Annotated in this window: 19 protein-coding genes; 9 read left to right on the forward strand and 10 right to left on the reverse strand. The window is 70.6% G+C overall.

The genetic code is table 11. The features are described 5' to 3' along the window. Positions 1 to 108 precede the first annotated feature (108 nt). On the forward strand, positions 109 to 573 hold the full coding sequence (locus IG54_RS0113425; protein ID WP_030782075.1) for a GatB/YqeY domain-containing protein: 465 nt from the start codon (positions 109 to 111) through the stop codon (positions 571 to 573). Positions 574 to 693: 120 nt separating this feature from the next. On the opposite strand, the gene IG54_RS0113430 is transcribed toward IG54_RS0113425, so the two are convergent. Then, positions 694 to 3,009 (reverse strand): transglycosylase domain-containing protein, encoded by a 2,316-nt coding sequence (locus IG54_RS0113430; protein WP_051819492.1) that lies wholly within the window; start codon positions 3,007 to 3,009, stop codon positions 694 to 696. A 384-nt stretch (positions 3,010 to 3,393) separates the two neighbouring features. On the opposite strand from IG54_RS0113430, the gene IG54_RS0113435 reads away from it, so the two are divergent. Next, complete coding sequence (locus tag IG54_RS0113435; protein WP_030782081.1) at positions 3,394 to 3,738, forward strand: WhiB family transcriptional regulator; 345 nt, start codon at positions 3,394 to 3,396, stop codon at positions 3,736 to 3,738. 47 nt (positions 3,739 to 3,785) lie between these two features. On the opposite strand, the gene IG54_RS0113440 is transcribed toward IG54_RS0113435, so the two are convergent. Both IG54_RS0113440 and IG54_RS0113445 read right to left on the reverse strand, forming a co-directional pair. Next, the gene (locus tag IG54_RS0113440) at positions 3,786 to 5,159 is read right to left on the reverse strand and encodes an ArsA family ATPase (protein ID WP_030782083.1); all 1,374 of its coding nucleotides are present in this window, start codon (positions 5,157 to 5,159) and stop codon (positions 3,786 to 3,788) included. After that, entirely contained in the window at positions 5,156 to 6,136 is a 981-nt protein-coding gene (locus IG54_RS0113445; protein WP_030782085.1) for an ArsA-related P-loop ATPase, read from the reverse strand. The genes IG54_RS0113440 and IG54_RS0113445 overlap by 4 nt, the downstream gene beginning before the upstream one ends. Before the next feature lie 105 nt (positions 6,137 to 6,241). Between IG54_RS0113445 and IG54_RS41285 the strand changes: the two genes are divergently transcribed. From IG54_RS41285 to IG54_RS0113465, 4 genes are all read left to right on the forward strand, one after another. Beyond that, positions 6,242 to 6,403, forward strand: a complete 162-nt coding sequence (locus IG54_RS41285; protein WP_003975360.1) for a DUF4177 domain-containing protein — start codon at positions 6,242 to 6,244, stop codon at positions 6,401 to 6,403. Then, positions 6,400 to 6,870, forward strand: a complete 471-nt coding sequence (locus IG54_RS0113455; RefSeq protein WP_030782088.1) for a RidA family protein — start codon at positions 6,400 to 6,402, stop codon at positions 6,868 to 6,870. The genes IG54_RS41285 and IG54_RS0113455 overlap by 4 nt, the downstream gene beginning before the upstream one ends. A 52-nt stretch (positions 6,871 to 6,922) precedes the next feature. Then, complete coding sequence (locus IG54_RS0113460; RefSeq protein ID WP_030782090.1) at positions 6,923 to 7,825, forward strand: NUDIX hydrolase; 903 nt, start codon at positions 6,923 to 6,925, stop codon at positions 7,823 to 7,825. A 61-nt stretch (positions 7,826 to 7,886) separates the two neighbouring features. Next, a complete protein-coding gene (locus tag IG54_RS0113465) occupies positions 7,887 to 8,717 on the forward strand; it encodes an MBL fold metallo-hydrolase (RefSeq protein ID WP_030782092.1) in 831 nt (276 codons plus the stop codon). A 94-nt stretch (positions 8,718 to 8,811) separates the two neighbouring features. Here IG54_RS0113465 and IG54_RS0113470 read toward each other — a convergent pair whose 3' ends face one another. Further along, positions 8,812 to 9,486, reverse strand: coding sequence for a Crp/Fnr family transcriptional regulator (locus tag IG54_RS0113470; RefSeq protein ID WP_016642758.1), 675 nt, complete (start codon positions 9,484 to 9,486; stop codon positions 8,812 to 8,814). Between the two features lie 311 nt (positions 9,487 to 9,797). On the opposite strand from IG54_RS0113470, the gene nth reads away from it, so the two are divergent. The 3 genes from nth to IG54_RS0113485 all read left to right on the forward strand — a co-directional run bounded on the left by nth (position 9,798) and on the right by IG54_RS0113485 (position 12,898). Next, positions 9,798 to 10,811, forward strand: a complete 1,014-nt coding sequence (nth, locus tag IG54_RS0113475) for an endonuclease III (protein ID WP_078594053.1) — start codon at positions 9,798 to 9,800, stop codon at positions 10,809 to 10,811. Positions 10,812 to 10,875: 64 nt separating this feature from the next. Next, entirely contained in the window at positions 10,876 to 11,643 is a 768-nt protein-coding gene (locus IG54_RS0113480) for an NUDIX hydrolase (RefSeq protein WP_030782096.1), read from the forward strand. Positions 11,644 to 11,692: 49 nt separating this feature from the next. After that, positions 11,693 to 12,898 (forward strand): MarP family serine protease, encoded by a 1,206-nt coding sequence (locus IG54_RS0113485; protein WP_030782098.1) that lies wholly within the window; start codon positions 11,693 to 11,695, stop codon positions 12,896 to 12,898. Positions 12,899 to 12,927: 29 nt separating this feature from the next. Here the strand turns inward: IG54_RS0113485 and IG54_RS42910 are convergent, their stop codons facing one another. The 6 genes from IG54_RS42910 to IG54_RS0113510 form a co-directional block, all read right to left on the reverse strand. Continuing rightward, on the reverse strand, positions 12,928 to 13,116 hold the full coding sequence (locus IG54_RS42910) for a hypothetical protein (RefSeq protein ID WP_078594055.1): 189 nt from the start codon (positions 13,114 to 13,116) through the stop codon (positions 12,928 to 12,930). Between the two features lie 154 nt (positions 13,117 to 13,270). Continuing rightward, entirely contained in the window at positions 13,271 to 14,296 is a 1,026-nt protein-coding gene (locus tag IG54_RS0113490; protein WP_234336154.1) for an alpha/beta fold hydrolase, read from the reverse strand. After that, positions 14,293 to 14,790, reverse strand: a complete 498-nt coding sequence (locus IG54_RS0113495; RefSeq protein ID WP_030782102.1) for a phage holin family protein — start codon at positions 14,788 to 14,790, stop codon at positions 14,293 to 14,295. The genes IG54_RS0113490 and IG54_RS0113495 overlap by 4 nt, the downstream gene beginning before the upstream one ends. 52 nt (positions 14,791 to 14,842) lie before the next feature. Next, positions 14,843 to 16,243 (reverse strand): Na+/H+ antiporter NhaA, encoded by a 1,401-nt coding sequence (nhaA, locus tag IG54_RS0113500; protein WP_030782104.1) that lies wholly within the window; start codon positions 16,241 to 16,243, stop codon positions 14,843 to 14,845. A 278-nt stretch (positions 16,244 to 16,521) separates the two neighbouring features. Then, positions 16,522 to 18,480 carry an acetate--CoA ligase gene (gene acs / locus IG54_RS0113505; RefSeq protein ID WP_030782106.1) on the reverse strand — a complete coding sequence of 653 codons (1,959 nt, stop codon included), beginning with the start codon at positions 18,478 to 18,480 and terminating at the stop codon, positions 16,522 to 16,524. 116 nt (positions 18,481 to 18,596) lie between these two features. Beyond that, positions 18,597 to 20,960: a bifunctional SulP family inorganic anion transporter/carbonic anhydrase gene (locus tag IG54_RS0113510; RefSeq protein ID WP_030782108.1), complete on the reverse strand. Its 2,364-nt coding sequence runs from the start codon at positions 20,958 to 20,960 to the stop codon at positions 18,597 to 18,599. Positions 20,961 to 21,067 lie beyond the last annotated feature (107 nt).

A 21,067-nucleotide genomic window follows, 5' to 3' on the forward strand; every position in this document is an offset into this window, starting at 1 on the left:
GTGGCGGCCGGCCAGCCCGAGGAAGAGGAGGAGCGTCGGGGTCAACCTCCCCACCCCCCGGGGTAAATCGGTGGGCAGGAAACCGGCCGCACCTGCCACAATCAACCCATGACCACGCTCAAGTCGAAGCTCCAGGAAGACCTCACCGCCGCGATCCGGGGGCGTGACGAGCTGCGCTCCTCGACGCTCCGGCTGACCCTCACCGCCATCACGAAGGAGGAGGTCGCGGGCACCGAGGCGCGCGAACTCTCCGACGACGAGGTGCAGAAGGTGATCGCGCGCGAGGCGAAGAAGCGCCGCGAGGCCGCCGAGGCCTTCGGTCAGGCCGGGCGCACCGAGCAGGCGGAGAAGGAGAAGGCGGAGGGCGAGATCCTCGCCGAGTACCTTCCGAAGCAGCTCTCCGACGACGAGCTGCGGGAGATCGTCACCCAGGCCGTCGAGGAGGCCAGGGCAGCCGGCGCCGAGGGCCCGCGTGCCATGGGCCAGGTCATGAAGATCGTCAACCCTAAGGTCGCGGGTCTGGCCGAGGGCGGCCGCGTCGCCGCCACGGTCAAGAAGCTCCTCGCGGGCTGAGGCTCCTCGCGAGCCGCAAGTACCCCCTGCGTACGACGATCAAGTACCCCCTGCGTACGACGATGAGGGCGCCCCCTGACCAAAGCCAGGGAGCGCCCTCACACGCGTACCGAGACGGAACTACCGGCGCCAGCCCCCACCGTTCCCGCCACCGTTGCCGCCCCCATTGCCGTGGCCCCCGCCGTTGCCGAGGCCGCCCAGCATGTCCGGCGGGATGGAGATCTCCGGCCACGGGTTGCCATCGCCGCCGCCCCCGTCATCGCCGCCACCCCCGGCGCCACCCGGCTTGTCGTCATCGTGACGACCGCCGCCGCCACCGTCACCACTGTCACCACCGTCGCCGCCGTCACTCCCGTCGCCCCGGTCATGGCCCTTCCCTCCCCCGGGAAGATGCACGGAGTTGAAACCGGGCGCCGGCTTGCCCGCCAGGGCGCCGCTCATCGCGTCGCGCCAGATCGGACCCGGCACCTCGCCACCGAAGACCTTGTCGTACGGGACGCCGCCGATGGTGATGTCGACCATCTGGCGCTTGTGCTGCGGGTCGCCGACCCAGACCGCGCCCGACATGTTCGGGGTGTAGCCGACGAACCAGGCGGCGTAGCGGAAGTCCGTCGTACCGGTCTTGCCCGCGCTCGGCCGGGAGCCGAGGCCCGCCTTCTGACCCGTACCGTCCTCGACCACGCCCTTCAGAAGGGTGTTGATCGTGTCCGCGGTCTTCTCCGACATCGCGCGCGAGCACGTCGACTTCGGCACCGGCAGCGACTTGCCCGCGAGCGTGGTGATCGAGTCGATGGCGATCGGGGAGCAGTACGTGCCGCGCGAGGCGAACGTCGCGTACGCGCCCGCCATCGTCAGCGGCGACATCTCCTGCGTGCCGAGCGCGATCGACGGCGCCTGGGCCATCTCCTTGCCGTCGGCCCGCTCGACGCCCATCTTGGCGGCCAGCTTCGTCACCGGGCAGATGCCGACGTCGCCGATCAGCTGCACGTAGTAGGTGTTGACCGACTTCGCGGTCGCTTCCCGCATGCCGTACGGGCCGACCTCGGACTCGTTCTCGTTGCTCAGCTTCTCGTTGTTGGTGTTCACCCAGGTCTTGCCGTCACAGGCCGAGACGCGGTCCGGATACGGCATCTCGTACGGGGACGAATACTTCTGCCCGGCCGTCTTGCCGCCCTCCAGGGCGGCCGCCGCGACGATCGGCTTGAACGTCGAACCGGGCTGGTAGCCCGCGCCGCCGCCCATGGAGTCGTCCACGGAGAGGTTGATCGTGGTCTCGTCCTTGCGGAAGCCGTACGGCCGCGACTGGCCCATGCCGAGGATCTTGCCCGTGCCCGGCTCGACGATGGTGGCGGCGGTCGCCACGTCGTCCGTCTTGTTCACGTGGTCCTTGATCGACGCCTGCACCGAGTCCTGCGCCTGCGGATCGAGCGTCGTACGGACCTTCAGGCCGCCGCGGTTCCAGACCTTGGCCCGCTCTTCCTTCGTCTTGCCGAAGACCGGGTCGTTGAGGAAGACCTCGCGTACGTAGTCGCAGAAGAAGCCGGCGCCGCTGACCGCGGTGATGCAGCCGTTCTTCGGCCGGCTCACCTTCAGGCCGAGGTCCGTCTTCTTGGCCTCGTTCGCCTCCTGCTGCGAGATGTCGTGCGTGTCGGCCATGCGCTGGAGTACGACGTTGCGCCGCTGGGTGGCCTCCGTCGCGTCGTTGACCGGGTCGTACCGGCTCGGCGACTGCACGATGCCCGCCAGGAGCGCGGCCTCCTGGAGCTTCAGCTCCTTGGCGGGCTTGGAGAAGTAGCGCTGGGAGGCGGCCTCGATGCCGTAGGCCTGCTGACCGAAGTAGGTGATGTTCAGGTAGTTCTTGAGGATGCGCTTCTTGCCCAGCTTGTCCTCGACCTGAATCGCGTACTTCAGCTCGCGGATCTTGCGGCCGAGCGTCTGCTGCGTGGCCTCGGCGACCTTCGTCGGGTCGTCGCCCGCCTCCTCGACGAAGACGTTCTTCACATACTGCTGCGTGAGCGTCGACGCGCCCTGCGAGACGCCGCCGCTCTGCGCGTTCTGGTTGAGCGCGCGCAGGATGCCCTTGAGGTCGACCGCGCCGTGCTCGTAGAAGCGGGCGTCCTCGATCGCGACGATCGCCTTCTGCATGTACGGCGAGATGTCCTTGAGCGGGACGACCGTGCGGTCACGCGAGTAGACCGTGGCGATCTGGCCGCCCTTGTTGTCCAGGATGCTGGTGCGCTGGCTGAGCGGCGGCTGCTTCAGATTGGCGGGGATCTCGTCGAACCCCTCGACCGACCCCTTGGCCGCGAGACCCAGCGCGCCGGCCGCGGGCAGCGCGATCCCGGCCAGCACGGCACCCGCCAGTACGCTGACCCCTAGGAACTTCGCGGCCTGCTGAGCCGGTGACAGACCACCACCCGAGCGCTTCTTTCCCATGAGGGCAGCCTACGTTCTGATTCTCCGGACAGGCCTTAATGCCTTGGCCTAAGCTGCTCTCAACTGTCACAGCTGTGGGGTGCAGCAACAAGCCCTCCGTCGCTCCCGAATCCGACGGATTCATGTCCGAATTAGCCTTTTGTGGCGTCGGGCGTCCGTTGTGACTCAACTGAAACGTCCCGCTTTGCCGGGTTCCTCACGCATGTCGCCAGCTCACTCCGTCGGGTGATCTGCCGCTTACGCATAGTCCGTTCGGGCCATTCAAGATTGGGCCCGAAGGGGGTGTTGCGCTGTGCCCACCTTCCGTAACGTCCTCAACTGGCGGCGGTGAATATGCCGCTGCCGCCGTGGGGGAGCCTCGATTCGGGAGAGGACGGCGCCGGTATGGGCTGGGTAACCGACTGGAGTGCGCAGGCGGCCTGCCGCACTACCGATCCAGATGAACTGTTCGTTCAAGGAGCAGCGCAGAACAGGGCCAAGGCGGTGTGCACCGGATGCCCGGTGCGGACCGAATGCCTGGCCGACGCGCTCGACAACCGCGTCGAGTTCGGCGTGTGGGGTGGCATGACGGAGCGTGAGCGCCGCGCACTGCTGCGCAGGCGTCCCACCGTCACCTCATGGCGCAGGCTCCTGGAGACCGCGCGTTCCGAGTACGAGCGCGGCGCGGGCCTGCTGCCCGTGGACTTGGAGGACGAGGAGACGTACGAGAGCTACGCGGCGGTGGGCTAGCCCTGCCACCGAAGCGGTATGCGTAGGGGTACGCGGTCGGCGCGGCGTCAGCCTGCCAGCCGGTCCCCGATGGCCCGGAGCCCCGCGAGGTCGTGCACATCGCCCGGCAGCGCGGCCACTTCGGCCACGGCCACCTCGGGGTGGAGCGCGGTGAAGCGGTCACGCGTGCGCTGTTCACGCGCGAGCAGCTGCATGCGCTCGGCGTGCAGCCGCAGCAGCCCCGCGGTCAGCCGCTCGACGGAGGGGTCGGCAGCAGCGGACGGTGCGGCAGCAGCGGACGGGTCGGCCGTGGGCTCCGAAAGTTCTGAGGTCTCGGAAAGTTCTGAGGTCTCGGGGAGTTCTGAGGTCTCGGTGGGCGCGGGACCCGAAGTCGCGGGATTATCGGAGGAGTTACGACCTCCAACCTTCCCGCCCTCCTGATCCACAATGCCGCTCTCCTCAAGATTTTCCGCGGCGGCGAGCGCCCGCTCGGCCGACAACTGAGCGGCGCCACTGCCGTGCACGCGGTTCAGCACCAGACCGGCCAGCGGCATGTCGTCGGCGGCCAGGCGCTCCACGAAATACGCGGCCTCCCGCAGCGCGTCCCGCTCCGGCGACGCCACCACGAGGAACGCCGTGCCGGGCGCCTGCAACAGCCGGTATGTGGCATCCGCCCGCGTACGGAACCCGCCGAACATGGTGTCCATCGCCGCCACGAACGTCTGTACGTCACGCAGCAACGGCCCGCCGAGCAGCTTGCCCAGCGCGCCCGTCATCATCGACATGCCGACGTTCAGGAACTTCATCCCGGCCCGGCCGCCCACCTTCGCCGGCGCCATGAGCAGCCGGATCAACTTCCCGTCCAGGAAGGACCCGAGGCGCTTGGGGGCGTCCAGGAAGTCCAGCGCCGAGCGTGAGGGCGGCGTGTCGACGACGATCAGGTCCCACTCGTCGCGGGAGCGCAGCTGCCCCAGCTTCTCCATCGCCATGTACTCCTGCGTGCCCGCGAAGCCCGCCGAGAGCGACTGGTAGAAGGGGTTGCCGAGGATCGCGGCGGCCCGCTCCTTGTCCGCGTGCGCCTCGACGATCTCGTCGAACGTGCGCTTCATGTCGAGCATCATGGCGTGCAGCTCGCCGTCGCCCTCGACCTCCTTGACCCGCCGCGGCACGTTGTCGAGCCGGTCGATGCCCATGGACTGGGCGAGCCTGCGCGCCGGGTCGATGGTGAGGACGACGACCTTGCGGCCCCGCTCGGCCGCGCGCAGCCCGATGGCGGCCGCGGTGGTCGTCTTGCCGACGCCCCCGGAGCCGCAGCACACGACGATGCGGGTCCGCCGGTCGTCGATCAGGGCGTCGACGTCCAGCGCGCGGGACGCGTCCAGGGTCCGCGCCGCGTCCGAGGCCGGTGCCGCGTCCGAGGTCCGTGCCGGTTCCGGGGTCATGCGATCCCTTGCTTCCGCAGTGCCGTGGCGAGCTGGTAGAGGCCCGCGAGGTCCATCCCGCCCGGGAGCAGCGGGAGTTCGTGCAGGGGCTGGCCGAACTCCGCGAGCACGGCACGCTGGTCGCGCTCCAGGGCGTACCGCTCGGCGTACTCCGCGGCCTGCTCCAGGAGCGGGTCGACCAGCCGCTCGGCGCTGCCCCCGCGCCGGGCGCCGCCGAGGCCGGCGGCGGACAGCGACTTGGCGATGGCCGTACGGGGCGCCGACTCCAGGCCCAGCTCCAGCTCGGCCTCGTCGAGCAGGGCGGAACGCACCATGTTCACGATGACGCGCCCCACGGGCAGCCGCGCGGCCCGCAGCTCGGCGATCCCGTCCGCGGTCTCCTGGACGGGCATCTCCTCCAGCAGGGTCACCAGATGCACGGACGTCTCGGGCGACTTGAGCACCCGCATCACGGCCTGCGCCTGATTGTGTATGGGCCCTATCTTCGCTAGGCCCGCCACCTCGTCGTTCACGTTCAAGAAGCGGGTGATGCGGCCGGTCGGCGGGGCGTCCATCACGACGCAGTCGTAGGCGTAGCGCCCGCTCTTGTCCTTCCTGCGGACCGCCTCGCAGGCCTTGCCGGTCAGCAGGACGTCCCGCAGGCCCGGCGCGATGGTGGTCGCGAAGTCGATGGCGCCGAGCTTCTTCAGGGCCCGGCCGGCTCCCCCCAGTTTGTAGAACATCTGGAGGTAGTCGAGCAGTGCCAGCTCGGGGTCGATGGCGAGGGCGTACACCTCCCCGCCCCCGGGAGCGACGGCGATCTTCCGCTCCTCATAAGGCAGCGCCTCCGTCTCGAAGAGCTGCGCGATGCCCTGCCTGCCCTCGACCTCCACGAGGAGGGTGCGTTTGCCCTCCGTCGCGAGGGCGAGCGCGAGGGCCGCGGCCACCGTGGTCTTGCCGGTACCGCCCTTGCCACTGACGACCTGGAGCCTGCTCACACCTTTGAGCCTAACCAGTGCGCGCCCGGCCTACGCAGGACCCCACCCTGAGCGTTCCCTGATGCCCACCCTGAGCATCCCCCTACACCGACTACAGTCGGCCATATGACCAAGTGGGAATACGCAACCGTGCCTCTGCTCGTCCATGCCACGAAGCAGATTCTGGACACCTGGGGCGAGGACGGCTGGGAGCTGGTCCAGGTCGTGCCCGGACCCAACAACCCCGAGCAGCTGGTGGCCTATCTGAAGCGCGAGAAGCAGGCATGAGCGGGGCCGTCGAGGCGCGCCTGGCCGAGCTGGGCCTGACGCTGCCGGAGGTCGTGCCGCCGCTGGCCTCGTATCAGCCGGCCGTCCAGTCCGGTGTGTACGTCTACACCGCGGGCCAGCTCCCGATGGTGGAGGGCAAGCTCGCCGTGACCGGGAAGGTCGGCGCCGAGGTCACTCCGGAGGAGGCCAAGGACCTGGCCCGCACCTGCGCGCTGAACGGACTGGCCGCGGTGAAGTCGGTCGCCGGTGACCTCGACCGCATCGCGCGCGTCGTGAAGGTCGTCGGCTTCGTGGCCTCCGCCCAGGACTTCACGGGCCAGCCCGGCGTGATCAACGGTGCGAGCGAGCTGCTCGGCGAGGTGCTCGGTGACAAGGGCGTGCACGCGCGCAGCGCCGTGGGCGTGGCCGTGCTGCCGCTGGACGCGCCGGTCGAGGTCGAGTTCCAGGTGGAGCTGACGGCCCCGTAGGGCGTGACGGCCGTCTCTCGAACATCAGCGCACTTGGGGATAGCCTCCGCCCATGGCAAATGGGCAGTGGTATCCCCCGGAGTGGCCCGACCGCATCCGCGCCCTCGCGAGCGGTGAGCTGATTCCGGCGACCCCGCGCCGCGCCGCGACCGTCATGCTGCTCAGGGACGGGCGGGAAGCGCGGGACGGGGCGGGGAACGGCGCGGTCGGCGCGCCTGAAGTACACATGCTGCGCAGACGCGCCTCCATGGCTTTCGCCGGGGGCGCGTACGCGTATCCGGGCGGGGGCGTCGACCCGCGCGACGACGACCACCTGGTGCGCTGGGCGGGGCCCACGCGCGCGTGGTGGGCCGCCCGGCTGGGCGTCGATGACGAGGCCGCGGCCCAGGCGATCGTCTGTGCGGCGGTCCGCGAGACGTACGAGGAGGCGGGCGTGCTGCTCGCCGGGCCCACCGCGGAGACCGTCGTCGGTGACACCACGGGCGCGGACTGGGAGGCGGACCGCGAGGCACTGGTGGCCCGTGACCTGTCCTTCGCGGACTTCCTGGACCGCAGGGGGCTGATCCTGCGCAGTGACCTGCTCGGCGCCTGGGCCCGCTGGATCACTCCGGAGTTCGAGCCCAGGCGCTACGACACGTTCTTCTTCGTGGCCGCGCTTCCTAAGGGGCAGCGCACGCGCAACGCCTCCACGGAGGCGGACCGCACCGTCTGGATCCGCCCGGCGGACGCGGCCGCCCGCTACGACGCGGGCGAACTGCTGATGATGCCGCCGACGATCGCGACACTGCGCGCCCTGAGCGGGTACGGCACGCCTTCGGAGGCGCTCGCCGGGGCCTCGGCGCAGGACATGACTCCGGTGCTGGCCGAGGCGCGGCTGGTGGACGACGAACTGGTGCTGTCCTGGCCCGGCCACGACGAGTTCACCAAACGGATCGCGCCGGGCGGCGCGAGGTGACCCCGGGCCGCGCCCGCACGAACCCCCCGCACCCCCCGAACCCGACGGGAGTCACCCCCGCATGACAGAAGCCGCCGCCCTCCCCGGCCAGCCCCGGGGCGGAGTCCTCAGCGGCCCCGCCACCGACCGCGCGGTCAACGTCCTCGCGCCCAACCCCTCCGCCATGACGCTGGACGGCACCAACACCTGGATCGTCTCGGAGCCGGGCTCACCCCTCGCGGTGGTCATCGACCCCGGGCCGCTCGACGACGCCCATCTGAGCCGCGTCGTCCAAACCGCCGAGAAGATGGGCAAGCGCGTCGCCCTGACCCTCCTGACCCACGGTCACCCCGACCACGCGGAGGGCGCCGGCCGCTTCGCCGAGCTGACACGGACGCACGTACGGGCCCTGGACCCCGCCCTGCGCCTCGGCGACGAGGGCCTCGGCCCCGGGGACGTGATCACCACGGGCGGCCTGGAGCTGCGCGTGGTGGCCACCCCCGGCCACACCGCGGACTCGCTCTGCTTCCATCTCCCCGCCGACCGGGCGGTCCTGACGGGCGACACGATCCTCGGCCGCGGTACGACGGTCGTGGCGCACCCGGACGGCCGTCTGGGGGACTATCTCGACTCCCTGCGCCGCCTGCGGTCCCTGGCGGTCGACGACGGCGTACACACGGTCCTGCCGGGTCACGGGCCGGTGCTCGACGACGCCCAGGGGGCCGTCGAGTTCTACCTCGCGCACCGGGCCAACCGGCTGGCCCAGGTCGAGACGGCCGTGGAGAACGGCTACACCGAGGCCTCGGATGTCGTCGCGCACGTGTACGCGGACGTGGACCGCTCCCTGTGGCCCGCCGCGGAGCTGTCGGTCCGGGCCCAGCTGGACTACTTGCGGGAGCACGGCCTGATCTGACCGGTCGCGGGACACGGCCTGCTCCGATTGGGCCTTCTACGCCGATGGGCCCCGCCTCCTGAGAGGCGGGGCCCATCCACGTACGGACTCGGCGTCAGCGCGACCGCTTGGCGAGCCGCTCCACGTCCAGCAGGATCACCGCACGCGCCTCCAGGCGCAGCCAGCCGCGCCCGGCGAAGTCGGCCAGCGCCTTGTTGACCGTCTCGCGGGAGGCGCCGACCAGCTGGGCCAGCTCCTCCTGCGTGAGGTCGTGCACGACGTGGATGCCCTCCTCGGACTGCACGCCGAAGCGGCGCGACAGATCGAGCAGCGCGCGGGCCACGCGGCCCGGCACGTCGGAGAAGACCAGGTCGGACATCTGGTCGTTGGTCTTGCGCAGGCGCCGGGCGACGGCGCGCAGCAGCGCGGCGGCCACCTCGGGCCGTGCGTTCAGCCACGGCTGGAGGTCGCCGTGGCCGAGGCCGAGCAGCTTCACTTCGGTGAGGGCGGAGGCCGTGGCCGTCCGCGGACCCGGGTCGAAGAGCGACAGCTCACCGATCAGCTCGCCGGGGCCGAGCACCGCGAGCATGTTCTCGCGGCCGTCGGGCGAGGTGCGGTGGAGCTTCACCTTGCCCTCGGTGACCACGTACAGGCGGTCTCCGGGGTCGCCCTCATGGAAAAGCGCATCCCCGCGCGCGAGCGTCACCTCACTCATGGAGGCGCGGAGCTCCGCGGCCTGCTCGTCATCGAGCGCCGCGAAGAGCGGGGCGCGCCGCAGAACGTCGTCCACGAGTTCTCTCCTTGTCGACCTGCATTAGGGGACCGTGTTCCCCAGTTTGCCGGACGGTCCAAACAGTGTGATCAGTCACAAGTCTGCCGCACCGGCGTGGCGTGCCGTGCGGGAGGGGGCCAATTGGGGGCCGATCCATGACGGCAAGGACGGATGTCAGTGTCGGGCCCTAGGCTGGCCGGGTGTCCAAAAAGCCGGTGAGAGCACAGGCCAAGGGGGCGGAGAAGGTGGCCGCACCCCGTGATTCCGCTGTGGGCGAACACGCGTCCGGGGAGTCGGGTAATCCGACAAATCGGGCAGGCGGGGCGCGCGTGGCGTCCGCGTCGGCCGCCGAGCAGGCGCGTACTACGCCGTCCGCGGGGAAGACCGGATCCGTAGGGAAGAAGTCCGCTTCCGCTCCGAAGGCCCCCGCTACCCCCGAGCGCCGTCCCGCGTCCACCACGAGGAACTCCGAGCCCGCCGTGCAACAGTCCGCCTCCACGCCCGCAAAGAAGTCCGGCCGGTCCGGCCCCGCGAAGAAGTCGGCGGCTCCCGCGATCAAGCCGCCCGTCATCTCCCCGCAGGAGTCCCGCACCGCCCTCGTCCGCCGTGCCCGGCGGATCAACCGCGAGCTGGCCGAGGTGTATTCGTACGCCCACCCCGAGCTGGACTTCGAGAACCCCTTCGAGCTGCTGGTCGCCACGGTCCTCTCCGCGCAGACCACCGACCTGCGCGTGAACCAGACGACCCCGCGCCTGTTCGCCGAGTACCCGACTCCCGAGGACCTGGCCGCGGCCGTCCCCGAGGAGGTCGAGGAGCTGATCAGGCCCACCGGTTTCTTCCGCGCAAAGACGAAGTCGATCATGGGTTTGGCGAAGGTGCTGAGGGACGACTTCGGAGGCGAGGTGCCCGGCCGCCTCGACGACCTGGTCAAGCTGCCCGGGGTGGGCCGCAAGACCGCGTTCGTCGTGCTCGGCAATGCTTACGGCGTCCCCGGGATCACTGTGGACACCCACTTCGGCCGCCTGGTCCGCCGTTGGAAGTGGACCGAGGAGACGGACCCGGAGAAGGTCGAGACGGCCGTCGCCTCGCTCTTCCCGAAGAGCGAGTGGACGATGCTCTCGCACCGCGTGATCTTCCACGGCCGCCGCATCTGCCACTCCCGCAAGCCCGCCTGCGGCGCCTGCCCCATCGCCCCGCTCTGTCCGTCGTACGGGGAGGGCGAGACCGACCCGGAGAAGGCGAAGAAGCTCCTGAAGTACGAGATGGGCGGCTTCCCGGGCCAGCGGCTCAAGCCCCCGGCGGACTACCCGGGAAAGCCCGCGCCGCCGCTGGCCGCGGGGTGACACCGCACAAGGTGGAACGAACCACGGGGCAAAGAGCGTTGTCCAGAGACGGACGGGGGTGCCGATGACACACGCGAACAACACGGCCGACAGGACCGGCACGAGCGGCGGGACCGGCACGACCGGTGGGTTCGACACGACCGGTGGGGCCGGAAGGACCGACCCCGCGAGCCTCCTCAGCACCGACGGCCTTCCCTCGTGGCTGACCCCCGTCGCCCGCGCCGCCGAGACCATCGAGCCGCTCCAGTTGAGCCGCTTCCTGCCCCCGGAGAGCGGCGCCGGGCGGCAGTCCGCGGTGCTCGTTCTCTTCGGAGAGGGCGAGCGCGGCCCCGAGCTGCTCCTGATGGAGCGCGCCGGCTCCCTGCGTTCCCACGCGGGGCAGCCCTCCTTCCCCGGCGGTTCCCTCGACCCCGAGGACGGCGACCCGCGCACGGACGGCCCGTTGCGCGCCGCCCTGCGCGAGGCCGAGGAGGAGACGGGCCTCGACCCCCGGGGCGTCCAGCTCTTCGGCGTGCTGCCGCGCCTGTTCATCCCGGTGAGCGACTTCGTCGTGACGCCCGTGCTCGGCTGGTGGCGCGTCCCGAGCCCCGTCGGCGCCGTCGATCTGAACGAGACCGCGCGGGTCTTCACGGTCCCCGTGGCCGATCTCACGGACCCGGCGAACAGGGCGACAGCGGTCCACCCGCACGGCCACAAGGGCCCCGCGTTCCTCGTCGAGTCCGCTCTGGTCTGGGGTTTTACCGCCGGGGTGATCGATAGAATCCTGCACTTCGCGGGTTGGGAGCGCCCCTGGGACCGTGACAGGCAGGTCCCGCTCGACTGGCGCGCATGACAAGGTTGCGGGGACGTGGCGACCGCGATGCGAGGCGAGGATTGAATCGGTGAACGTGCTGGACATCCTGTTGCTGCTCGCCGCGGTCTGGTTCGCGATCGTGGGCTACCGCCAGGGCTTCGTGGTCGGCATCCTCTCGGTGATCGGGTTTCTCGGCGGCGGGCTCGTCGCCGTCTATCTCCTGCCGGTCATCTGGGACGCCCTGACGGACGACGAAGCGGCCTCGGTGAGTACGACCGTGGCGGTGGTCGCCGTCGTCATCGTCATCGTCTGTGCCTCGATCGGCCAGGCCTTCACCACCCACCTGGGCAACAAGCTGCGCAGACACATCACGTGGCAGCCCGCCCGCGCCCTGGACGCGACGGGCGGCGCGCTGGTGAACGTGGTGGCGATGCTCCTCGTCGCCTGGCTGATCGGCTCCGCCCTCGCGGGGACGACGCTGCCGACGGTCGGCAAGGAAGTGCGCAACTCCAAGGTGCTCCTCGGCGTCTCGCGCGCCTTGCCGAACCAGGCCGACACCTGGTTCAACGACTTCTCCTCGGTCCTCGCGCAGAACGGCTTCCCGCAGGTCTTCAGCCCGTTCTCGAACGAGCCCATCACGGAGGTCCAGCCCCCCGACCCCAAGCTCGCCAAGAGCGAGGTCGCCACCACCGCCAAGCGCTCCATCGTGAAGGTCCGCGGCGAGGCCCGCAGCTGCGGCAAGGTCCTCGAAGGCACCGGCTTCGTGTTCGCCGACCGCCGCGTGATGACGAACGCCCACGTGGTCGGCGGCGTGGACGACCCGACGGTCCAGATAGGCGATCAGAACCAGACGTACGACGCGAAGGTCGTCCTCTACGACTGGGAGCGGGACATCGCCGTCCTGGACGTGCCCACGCTGAAGGCACCGCCGTTGAAGTTCACGTCGAAGGACGCGACGAGCGGCGTCGGCGCCATCGTCGCGGGCTTCCCCGAGGACGGGCCGTACGACGTCCGCCCCGCGCGCGTGCGCGGCCGCATCACGGCCAAGGGCCCGGACATCTACCACCGCGGCACCGTGCGCCGTGACGTCTACTCGCTCTACGCGACCGTGCGCCAGGGCAACTCCGGCGGCCCGCTGCTCACCCCCGACGGCAAGGTCTACGGCGTGGTCTTCGCCAAGTCCCTCGACGACCCGGACACCGGCTACGCACTGACGGTGGACGAGGTGCGCGAGGACATCGAGCGAGGCCGCACCGCCAACCAGGAGGTCGACAGCCAGGGCTGCGCGCTCTAGAGAGCGAGAGCCAGAGGGAAGGGGCTGGGTCAGTCGCGCGTATGCCGAAGCCGCGCGGAGACCCAGCGGGCCCTGCGGCGGAGGATGCGGGGGATGCCCATGCCTTGAGGGGGGCCGTGACGGCCCGGATCCTGCGGCCCGCCCCTCTCGCGGCTGTTCAGCGCTGCGGCCGAGCGGCGATTGCGTGCTACGTCACTGTAGTCGTGCGTCCAGCCCATACCCCGACGTCTGCCCGTGCCTCATGGTCGGTAACCGCGCCCAAGGGCCCCAATTGGCCTATGCGCCGGGCAATTGGCGTTCGTAGGACAGCTGTTCCCCTGCCGTTGGCCGTGCCGTGGGGTGGGCCACTGGTTGGGCCGTCGGTCGGGGGGCTCAGCGGTCCGGCTCGGGGTCCTTCAGCCAGTTCACCAGCTCCGTGGAGAACGCCACCGGGTCCTCCTCGTGCGGGAAGTGCCCGAGGCCGTCGAACAGCCGCCAGCGGTAGGGCGCTTCGACGTACTCGCCGGACCCCGCCGCGCTCCTCGTACGCATCACCGGATCCAGCGACCCGTGCAGATGCAGCGTCGGCACCCGTACCGGCCGCTTCATGCGGCGGTTGAACTGGATGCCGTCGGGCCGCACCATCGACCGCACCATCCAGCGGTACGGCTCGATCGCGCAGTGCGCCGTCGAGGGGATGCACATCGCCCGCTGGTACGCCTCCACCGCCTCGTCCTCCGGCAGCCGGGGCCCGGACCAGTCCCGGACCAGACGCCCCACCAGGGCGCCCTCGTCGGCGACCAGTTGGCGCTCGGGCAGCCACGGGCGCTGGAAGCCCCACACGTACGCCCCCGCGGCGGTCTGCTTCCTGTCGGACAGCATCGCCGAGCGCCAGCGCCGCGGATGCGGCATCGAGGAGACCGCGAGGCGGCGCACCAGCTTGGGCCGCATCACCGCCGCCGTCCACGCGAGATATCCGCCCAGGTCGTGCCCGACGAGGGCGGCGTCCGGCTCGCCGAGCGAGCGCACGACGCCGGTGATGTCGAGCGCGAGGTTCGCCGGGTCGTAGCCGCGCGGGGTGCGGTCGCTGCCGCCCACGCCCCGCAGGTCCATCGCGACCGCCCGGAACCCCGCGTCGGCGAGCGCCACCAGCTGGTGCCGCCACGTCCACCAGAACTGCGGGAAGCCGTGCAGGAGCAGGACCAGCGGCCCGTCACCCATCTCGGCGATGTGGAAGCGCGCCCCGTTGGCGGCCACGTCCCGGTGGGTCCAGGGCCCCTCGATGCGTACGGCCGAGGCCGGTTGCGCCGAATGGGCGGTGGCACCCAGCGTGGGGCCGTGCTGCGCGGTGCTGGGCTGCGGGGAGCCGTGCTGCGCGGGGCCCGTGGGGGCCTGGTCCTGATGGGCGGGGTCGGTCATGAGGACGAGCGTGCCACAGTGGCCCCCGTCTCACCGACTCGGACGTCGAGAGCACCCGCAGGGCTCACGGGGCGGGGATGCGGCTTGACGTTCCCCAGTACGGCGGCCGTCTCCTTGGCCGAGGCGGCGACCTTCTGCGGGCCCTTGCCCTTCTTGGCCTTCTTGGCGAAGACGACGCCGATCAGTGCCAGCAGACCGGCCACCAGCACATTGGCGGCGAAGGACAGCAGGAAGCAGACCGCGAGGTTCCAGCCGCTCCAGGTACGGATGCCGTACGCGAGCGCGAAGCTCAGCATGGGCAGCGAGAAGATGAGGACCGCTCCGGCCGCGGCGAACGCGCCACCGCCGATCGCGCCGCGCTTGACGTCCTGGCGCAGCTGGGCCTTGGCCAGTGCGATCTCGTCGTGCACCAGCGCGGACATCTCGCCGGTCGCCGAGGCGACCAGCTGGCCGAGGCTGCGCTCGGCGCCGACAGGACCGTCGGGTGAGCTCATCGCGTTCTCCCCTTTTTCTCTTCTGATCTCTTCTGAGATATGTCTGCTCAGATCATGCCGGACCGTTGCCATCCTCGCGTTCCCCGCCCGACACTTCGGCAAGCCTGCGGTGTTCCGCGGCCTTCTTCTCGTAGATGGCGGCCATCCGGAGGTGGTATCCCGGGTCGTCCATCTCGTAGATGTCGGGGACCCCGCTGAGGTCGTCGTCGCGCTCCTCGTCCTCCCACAGCTTGCGGTACTTGGCGTTGCGTACCTTCAGCAGGATTCCGGCGAGCACCGCCGCGATCAGCGAGCCGACCAGGACGGCGGCCTTGACCTCGTCGGTGAGCAGCGGGTCCTCGGTGAAGGCGAGTTCGCCGATGAGCAGCGAGACCGTGAAGCCGATGCCGGCCAGCGAGGCCACCGCGAAGACGTCGGGCCAGGCCAGATCGTCGTTGAGTTCGGCCTTGGTGAAGCGCGCGGCGAGCCAGGTGCCACCGAAGATGCCGACCGCCTTGCCGATGACGAGGCCGAGCACGACGCCGAGCGTCTCCGGCTTGGTGAATACGTCGCCGAGCGCGCCGCCCGAGACGGACACACCGGCGCTGAACAGGGCGAACAGTGGTACGGCCAGGCCCGCGGAGAGGGGGCGTACGAGGTGTTCGATGTGCTCGCCGGGGGAGTGCCGCTCGCTGTCGTCCTCCTTGTGGCAGCGCAGCATCAGGCCCATGGCGACGCCCGCGATGGTGGCGTGGACGCCGCTGTTGTACATCAGGCCCCAGATGGCGAGGGCCAGCGGGAGGTAGATGTACCAGCCGCGCACCCGCTTCTTGAGCAGCAGCCAGAAGACGGCGAGGCCGATGACGGCGCCGCCGAGCGCCGCGAAGTTCAGATCCTTGGTGAAGAAGACCGCGATGATCAGGATCGCGAACAGGTCGTCGACGACGGCGAGGGTGAGCAGGAAGGCGCGCAGCGCGGACGGCAGCGAGGTGCCGATCACGGCGAGGACCGCGAGCGCGAAGGCGATGTCGGTGGCGGTGGGCACGGCCCAGCCGTCGGTCGAACCTCCACCGGCGAGATTAGTGAGGAGGTAGACGAGCGCCGGTACGGCCATGCCGCAGAGCGCCGCGATGACGGGCAGCGCGGCGGCCTTGGGGTCGCGCAGATCGCCCGCGACCAGTTCGCGCTTGAGTTCGATGCCCGCCACGAAGAAGAAGACGGCGAGCAAGCCGTCCGCCGCCCAGTGCTGGAGGGAGAGGTCGAGCCCGAGCGACCCGGGCCCGAGGTGGAAGCCGCGCACCGACTCGTACGAGCCGCCGGCCGTGTTCGCCCAGATCAGCGCGGTGACGGCGGCGATCAGCAGCAGGACTCCGCCGACCGTCTCGGCGCGCAGGGCCTCGGCGACGAAATTCCGCTCGGGCAGCGAGAGGCGGCCGAGGACCTTGCGGCGGGGGTGGGGGGCGGGCGCGGTCACGGGTTGACCTCCGGTCGGTAGGCAGGGCTGAGCACATGCCGACCAGACTTCCCGGCGCACCTAGGTACTTCTCTTCGCTTCTCGGTCGCGTCGCTTCTCGTTCGTACGATTCGTGCGCATGACTCGTGCGCATGAGTCTTGTCGCGACGTTGACGCGATTCTTAGCGTACCTAACGTACGCGCGGGCGCATCCGGCAATCTTCACTTTATGCATGAAGAGGGCATCCGGCGCGGTGCCGGATGCCCTCCTTACGTACGAGCGGTCTGCCGCGGCGGTCTCAGTCCTCGCTCGGCGCGGCCGGGAGCCGCGACTGGATCAGCTCCATCACGGAGGAGTCCGTGAGGGTGGTGACGTCACCCAGCTCGCGGTTCTCCGCGACGTCGCGCAGCAGGCGCCGCATGATCTTTCCGGATCGCGTCTTCGGCAGCTCGGCCACCGGAAGGACCCGCTTCGGCTTGGCGATCGGCCCAAGTGTGGTGCCCACGTGGTTGCGCAGGTCGGCCACCAGGCCCTCGTCCTCGGCGTTCGCCGTGCCCCGCAGGATCACGAAGGCGACGATGGCCTGCCCGGTCGTCTCGTCCGCTGCGCCCACGACCGCCGCCTCGGCGACCGACGGGTGCGAGACGAGCGCGGACTCGACCTCGGTGGTGGAGATGTTGTGCCCGGACACAAGCATCACGTCGTCCACACGGCCGAGGAGCCAGATGTCGCCGTCCTCGTCCTTCTTGGCGCCGTCACCGGCGAAGTAACGGTCCTGGAAGCGCGACCAGTACGTGTCGATGAACCGCTGGTCGTCGCCCCAGATGGTGCGCAGCATCGACGGCCACGGCTCGGTCAGGACGAGGTAGCCCCCGCCGCCGTTCGGCACTTCGTTCGCCTCGTCGTCCACGACGGTGGCGGCGATGCCCGGCAGCGCGCGCTGGGCACTGCCCGGCTTGGTCTCGGTCACGCCCGGCAGCGGCGCGATCATCATGGCGCCGGTCTCGGTCTGCCACCAGGTGTCCACGATGGGGCACTTGTCGGCGCCGATGTTCTTGCGGTACCACATCCAGGCCTCGGGGTTGATCGGCTCGCCGACCGAACCGAGCACGCGCAGGCTGCTGAGGTCGAACTTCGCGGGGATGTCGTCGCCCCACTTCATGAACGTACGAATCGCCGTCGGCGCGGTGTAGAGGATCGTCACCCCGTACTTCTGGACGATCTCCCAGAAGCGGCCCTGGTGGGGGGTGTCGGGGGTGCCCTCGTACATCACCTGCGTCGCGCCGTTCGCCAGCGGGCCGTACGTGATGTACGAGTGGCCGGTGACCCAGCCGATGTCGGCCGTGCACCAGTAGACGTCGGTCTCCGGCTTGAGGTCGAAGACGGCGTGGTGGGTGTAGGCCGTCTGCGTGAGGTAGCCGCCGGAGGTGTGCAGGATGCCCTTCGGCTTACCCGTGGTGCCCGAGGTGTACAGGATGAAGAGCGGGTGCTCGGCGTCGAAGGCCTCGGGCGTGTGCTCGGTGGACTGCTTCTGGGTGATCTCGTGCCACCACACGTCACGGCCCTCGGCCCACGCCACGTCCTGCTTGGTGCGCTGGACGACGAGGACGTGCCGGACGCTGTCGACCCGGCTCACGGCCTCGTCCACGGCGGGCTTGAGCGCGGAGGGCTTGCCCCTGCGGTAGCCGCCGTCGGAGGTGATGACGACCTTGGCGTCGGCGTCCTTGATGCGGGCCGCGATGGCGTCCGCGGAGAACCCGCCGAAGACCACCGAGTGCGCGGCGCCGATACGGGCGCAGGCCAGCATCGCGACGACCGCCTCGGGGATCATCGGCAGATAGACCGCGACTCGGTCGCCCTTCTGGACGCCCAGCTCCGTCAGCGCGTGCGCCGCGCGGCTGACCTCGTCCTTGAGTTCGGCGTAGGTGATGGCCCGGCTGTCGCCGGGCTCACCCTCGAAGTGGATCGCGACGCGCTCGCCGTGTCCTGCCTCTACGTGGCGGTCGACGCAGTTGTACGCGACGTTGAGCTTGCCGTCGGCGAACCACTTGGCGAACGGCGGGTTCGACCAGTCGAGCGTCTCGGTCGGTTCCGTGGCCCAGGTCAGCCGGCGGGCCTGCTCGGCCCAGAAGCCGAGCCGGTCAGCCTTGGCCTGTTCGTACGCTTCCGCGGTGACGTTGGCGGCGGCCGCCAACTCCGCCGGCGGCGCGAAGCGACGCTCCTCCTTCAAGAGGTTGGCCAGGCTTTCGTTGCTCACGACATCTCCCTTGCACTGCTTTGCCGGGGGGCGACCGTTGTGTCCGAAGCCACAGCTCATCAGACCCGACCCGTGGTGACAAGGGTCTGCCGAAAATTGGTTTAGACCTTTACTCGTCAGGCACTGGCCCTCCGCGTCTCGGCCCGGACGCCCTCGACCAGCGCTGTGGGCGCCACCTGAGCGAAGACCTCGTCGGGAAGGTGCTCCGCGTCGCTGTTCTCCGTCAGCAGATACGCCTGCGCCTCTCCGACGTGGAAGTACATACCGTGCAGTTCGAGATCGCCCTCGGCAAGGCGGCGCGCCACGGCGTCGTGTGCCTTCAGGTGCTCCAACTGCTGGACCACGTTGGTGAGGCAGAGCTGCTCGACCGCGTCGGCGGGCGCCCGCCCGGAGAGCCGCGCCCACGCCCTGTCCTGCGCGCCCACCCGCTCCAGGCTGGGCAGGCCGTGCCGCAGCCACCGCCGCAGCGGCGTCTGGGCGCCCCCGGGCGGGGTGTTGAGCAGTGCCTGCATCGCACCGCACCCGGAGTGCCCGCACACGGTGATGGACCGCACCTTGAGCACGTCGACCGCGTACTCGATCGCGGCGCCCACCGAGTCGTCCCCGCTCTCGGCGCCCGGCAGCGGCACCAGATTGCCCACGTTGCGCACGACGAAGAGGTCGCCGGGGCCGCTGGAGGTGATCATCGATGTGACGACCCGGGAGTCCGCGCAGGTGAGGAAGAGCTGCGCGGGTTGTTGACCCTCACGCGCGAGCCTGGCCAGCTCGCCCCGCACATGCGGCGCAGTGTCCCGCTGGAACGCGCTGATTCCGCTGGCCAGTTGATACCCGCTGGGCCTGGGTCGGCCTGCCCCCTGCTCCTCCTGCGGCCGGTCGCAGTGGTGGTTGCGCCAGGGGGTCCACGGCCGGCAGCAGGAGTGCGAGGCGCTGGCGGGCTCGGCGATGCGCGTGCCGTCCCGTCCGGTGATCTCGACACCGCCGCCGTGGGCGGTGTGCTCGTCCTGCCAGCACTGGAGGGACTCGTAGGCCGCGTGGTCCATGAATGAGCCGTCCAGTTCCACGACAGCATCGGCGCCCTGGGGCACGAGGTGCAGGGTTCTGCTGAGCCGCGGCACCGCGAGGAACGTCAACTGGCCGCGTGCGCGCACATGGTGGACGCCGTCCCGCACTTCGTGGGTGATCCGGGTGCGGGCGAGGCGGTGCAGCGCCACGGCCACGGCGACGGCGACGCCGAGCGCGACGCCCTGGAGGACGCCGATGAAGGCCACCCCGATGGTGGTCACGGCGTAGACGAGGATCTCGCGGTGACGGGTGATCGTACGGATGTGGTAGAGGCTGACCATCTGGATGCCGACGGCCATGACGAGGGCGGCGAGGGCCGCGAGGGGGATCAGCTCCAGGACGGGGACCAGGAGCAGCGCGGCCACTACTACCCAAACGCCGTGCAGCATCGTGGAGTTCCGGCTGACGGCGCCCGCGCGCACATTGGCCGTGCTGCGTACGGCGACACCGGCGACGGGCAGGCCGCCGAGCGCGCCGGAGACGATATTGGCGCTGCCCTGGCCGAGCAGTTCGCGGTTGAGGTCGGAGCGGCGCACGTCCCTGTGCGGATCGGGCTGCTTGGAGACGAGCTTGTCGACGGCCACGGCGCCGAGCAGGGACTGCACGCTGCACACCAGCGTGATCGTGAGTACGGCGGCGACGAGCCCGAGCGCGGGGCCCTCGGGGAGCCCCGCCAGCGCGTGACTGCGCCAGGAGGGCAGCTCGACCTGGTCGACCCGGAAGCCGGCGGCCGAGGCTACGCCCGTCGCCAGGGCCACCGAGACCAGGGCGGCGGGCACGACGCGGGCGATGCGGCCCGCGCGCCCGGGGATCCGTGGCCACAGCAGCAGCACGGCGAGGGTGAGCAGGCTGATCGACAGCGCGGCCGGATGCAGATCGGCCAACTGGGCGGGCAGCGCGCGGAGGTTGTCGATCACGGCGCTCTGCGGGGTGCCGCCGAGCACGATGTGCAACTGGGCGACGGCGATGGAGACGCCGATACCGGCCAGCATGCCGTGCACCACGGCGGGGCTTACGGCGAGCGCGCTGCGGGCCACGCGCAGGCAGCCGAGGCCCAGTTGAGCCAGGCCGGCGAGGACGGTGATGGCGCAGGTGGTGCGCCAGCCGAACCGCTGGATGAGGTCGGCGGTGACGACGGTGAGCCCGGCGGCGGGCCCGCTGACCTGGAGCGGTGAGCCGCCGAGCCGACCGGCGACGATGCCGCCGACGGCGGCGGCGACAAGGCCCGCCTGGAGCGGCGCTCCGGTGGCGAGGGCGATGCCGAGGGACAGCGGCAGTGCGATCAGGAAGACGGCGATCGACGCGGAGATGTCGGCCCCCGCGATACGGAACCGCTTGCCGGGCGGCCGGGTGGGGGGCGTGTCGGCGCCCGGGGTGGGGGCCGGATCAGTGGGGCGAGTGGGGACGCAGGCAGACATTTTCCCGTCTCCTCCGGGGCAGCGCGGTCGCGGGACAAGGGGTCCTCCGGAGGGCTCCGGAGGGCGGGTCGCGGCCGTGGGTCACGGCGTGCAGCGGCGGGATATCT

This window comes from Streptomyces sp. NRRL S-920, from assembly GCF_000717945.1.
GTDB lineage: Bacteria > Actinomycetota > Actinomycetes > Streptomycetales > Streptomycetaceae > Streptomyces > Streptomyces alboniger.

What these genes read in the sequence shown, in the direction of transcription:
- IG54_RS0113440 (WP_030782083.1), bottom strand. Translation starts at nt 5,159, where the DNA reads ATGACCCCGGAACCGGCACGGACCTCGGACGCGGCACCGGCCTCGGAC.
- IG54_RS0113510 (WP_030782108.1), bottom strand. Translation starts at nt 20,960, where the DNA reads ATGTCTGCCTGCGTCCCCACTCGCCCCACTGATCCGGCCCCCACCCCG.
- IG54_RS0113455 (WP_030782088.1), top strand. Translation starts at nt 6,400, where the DNA reads ATGAGCGGGGCCGTCGAGGCGCGCCTGGCCGAGCTGGGCCTGACGCTG.
- IG54_RS0113465 (WP_030782092.1), top strand. Translation starts at nt 7,887, where the DNA reads ATGACAGAAGCCGCCGCCCTCCCCGGCCAGCCCCGGGGCGGAGTCCTC.
- IG54_RS42910 (WP_078594055.1), bottom strand. Translation starts at nt 13,116, where the DNA reads ATGGGCTGGACGCACGACTACAGTGACGTAGCACGCAATCGCCGCTCG.
- IG54_RS0113490 (WP_234336154.1), bottom strand. Translation starts at nt 14,296, where the DNA reads ATGACCGACCCCGCCCATCAGGACCAGGCCCCCACGGGCCCCGCGCAG.
- IG54_RS0113425 (WP_030782075.1), top strand. Translation starts at nt 109, where the DNA reads ATGACCACGCTCAAGTCGAAGCTCCAGGAAGACCTCACCGCCGCGATC.
- IG54_RS0113480 (WP_030782096.1), top strand. Translation starts at nt 10,876, where the DNA reads ATGACACACGCGAACAACACGGCCGACAGGACCGGCACGAGCGGCGGG.
- IG54_RS0113495 (WP_030782102.1), bottom strand. Translation starts at nt 14,790, where the DNA reads ATGAGCTCACCCGACGGTCCTGTCGGCGCCGAGCGCAGCCTCGGCCAG.
- IG54_RS41285 (WP_003975360.1), top strand. Translation starts at nt 6,242, where the DNA reads ATGACCAAGTGGGAATACGCAACCGTGCCTCTGCTCGTCCATGCCACG.
- IG54_RS0113435 (WP_030782081.1), top strand. Translation starts at nt 3,394, where the DNA reads ATGGGCTGGGTAACCGACTGGAGTGCGCAGGCGGCCTGCCGCACTACC.
- IG54_RS0113430 (WP_051819492.1), bottom strand. Translation starts at nt 3,009, where the DNA reads ATGGGAAAGAAGCGCTCGGGTGGTGGTCTGTCACCGGCTCAGCAGGCC.
- IG54_RS0113460 (WP_030782090.1), top strand. Translation starts at nt 6,923, where the DNA reads ATGGCAAATGGGCAGTGGTATCCCCCGGAGTGGCCCGACCGCATCCGC.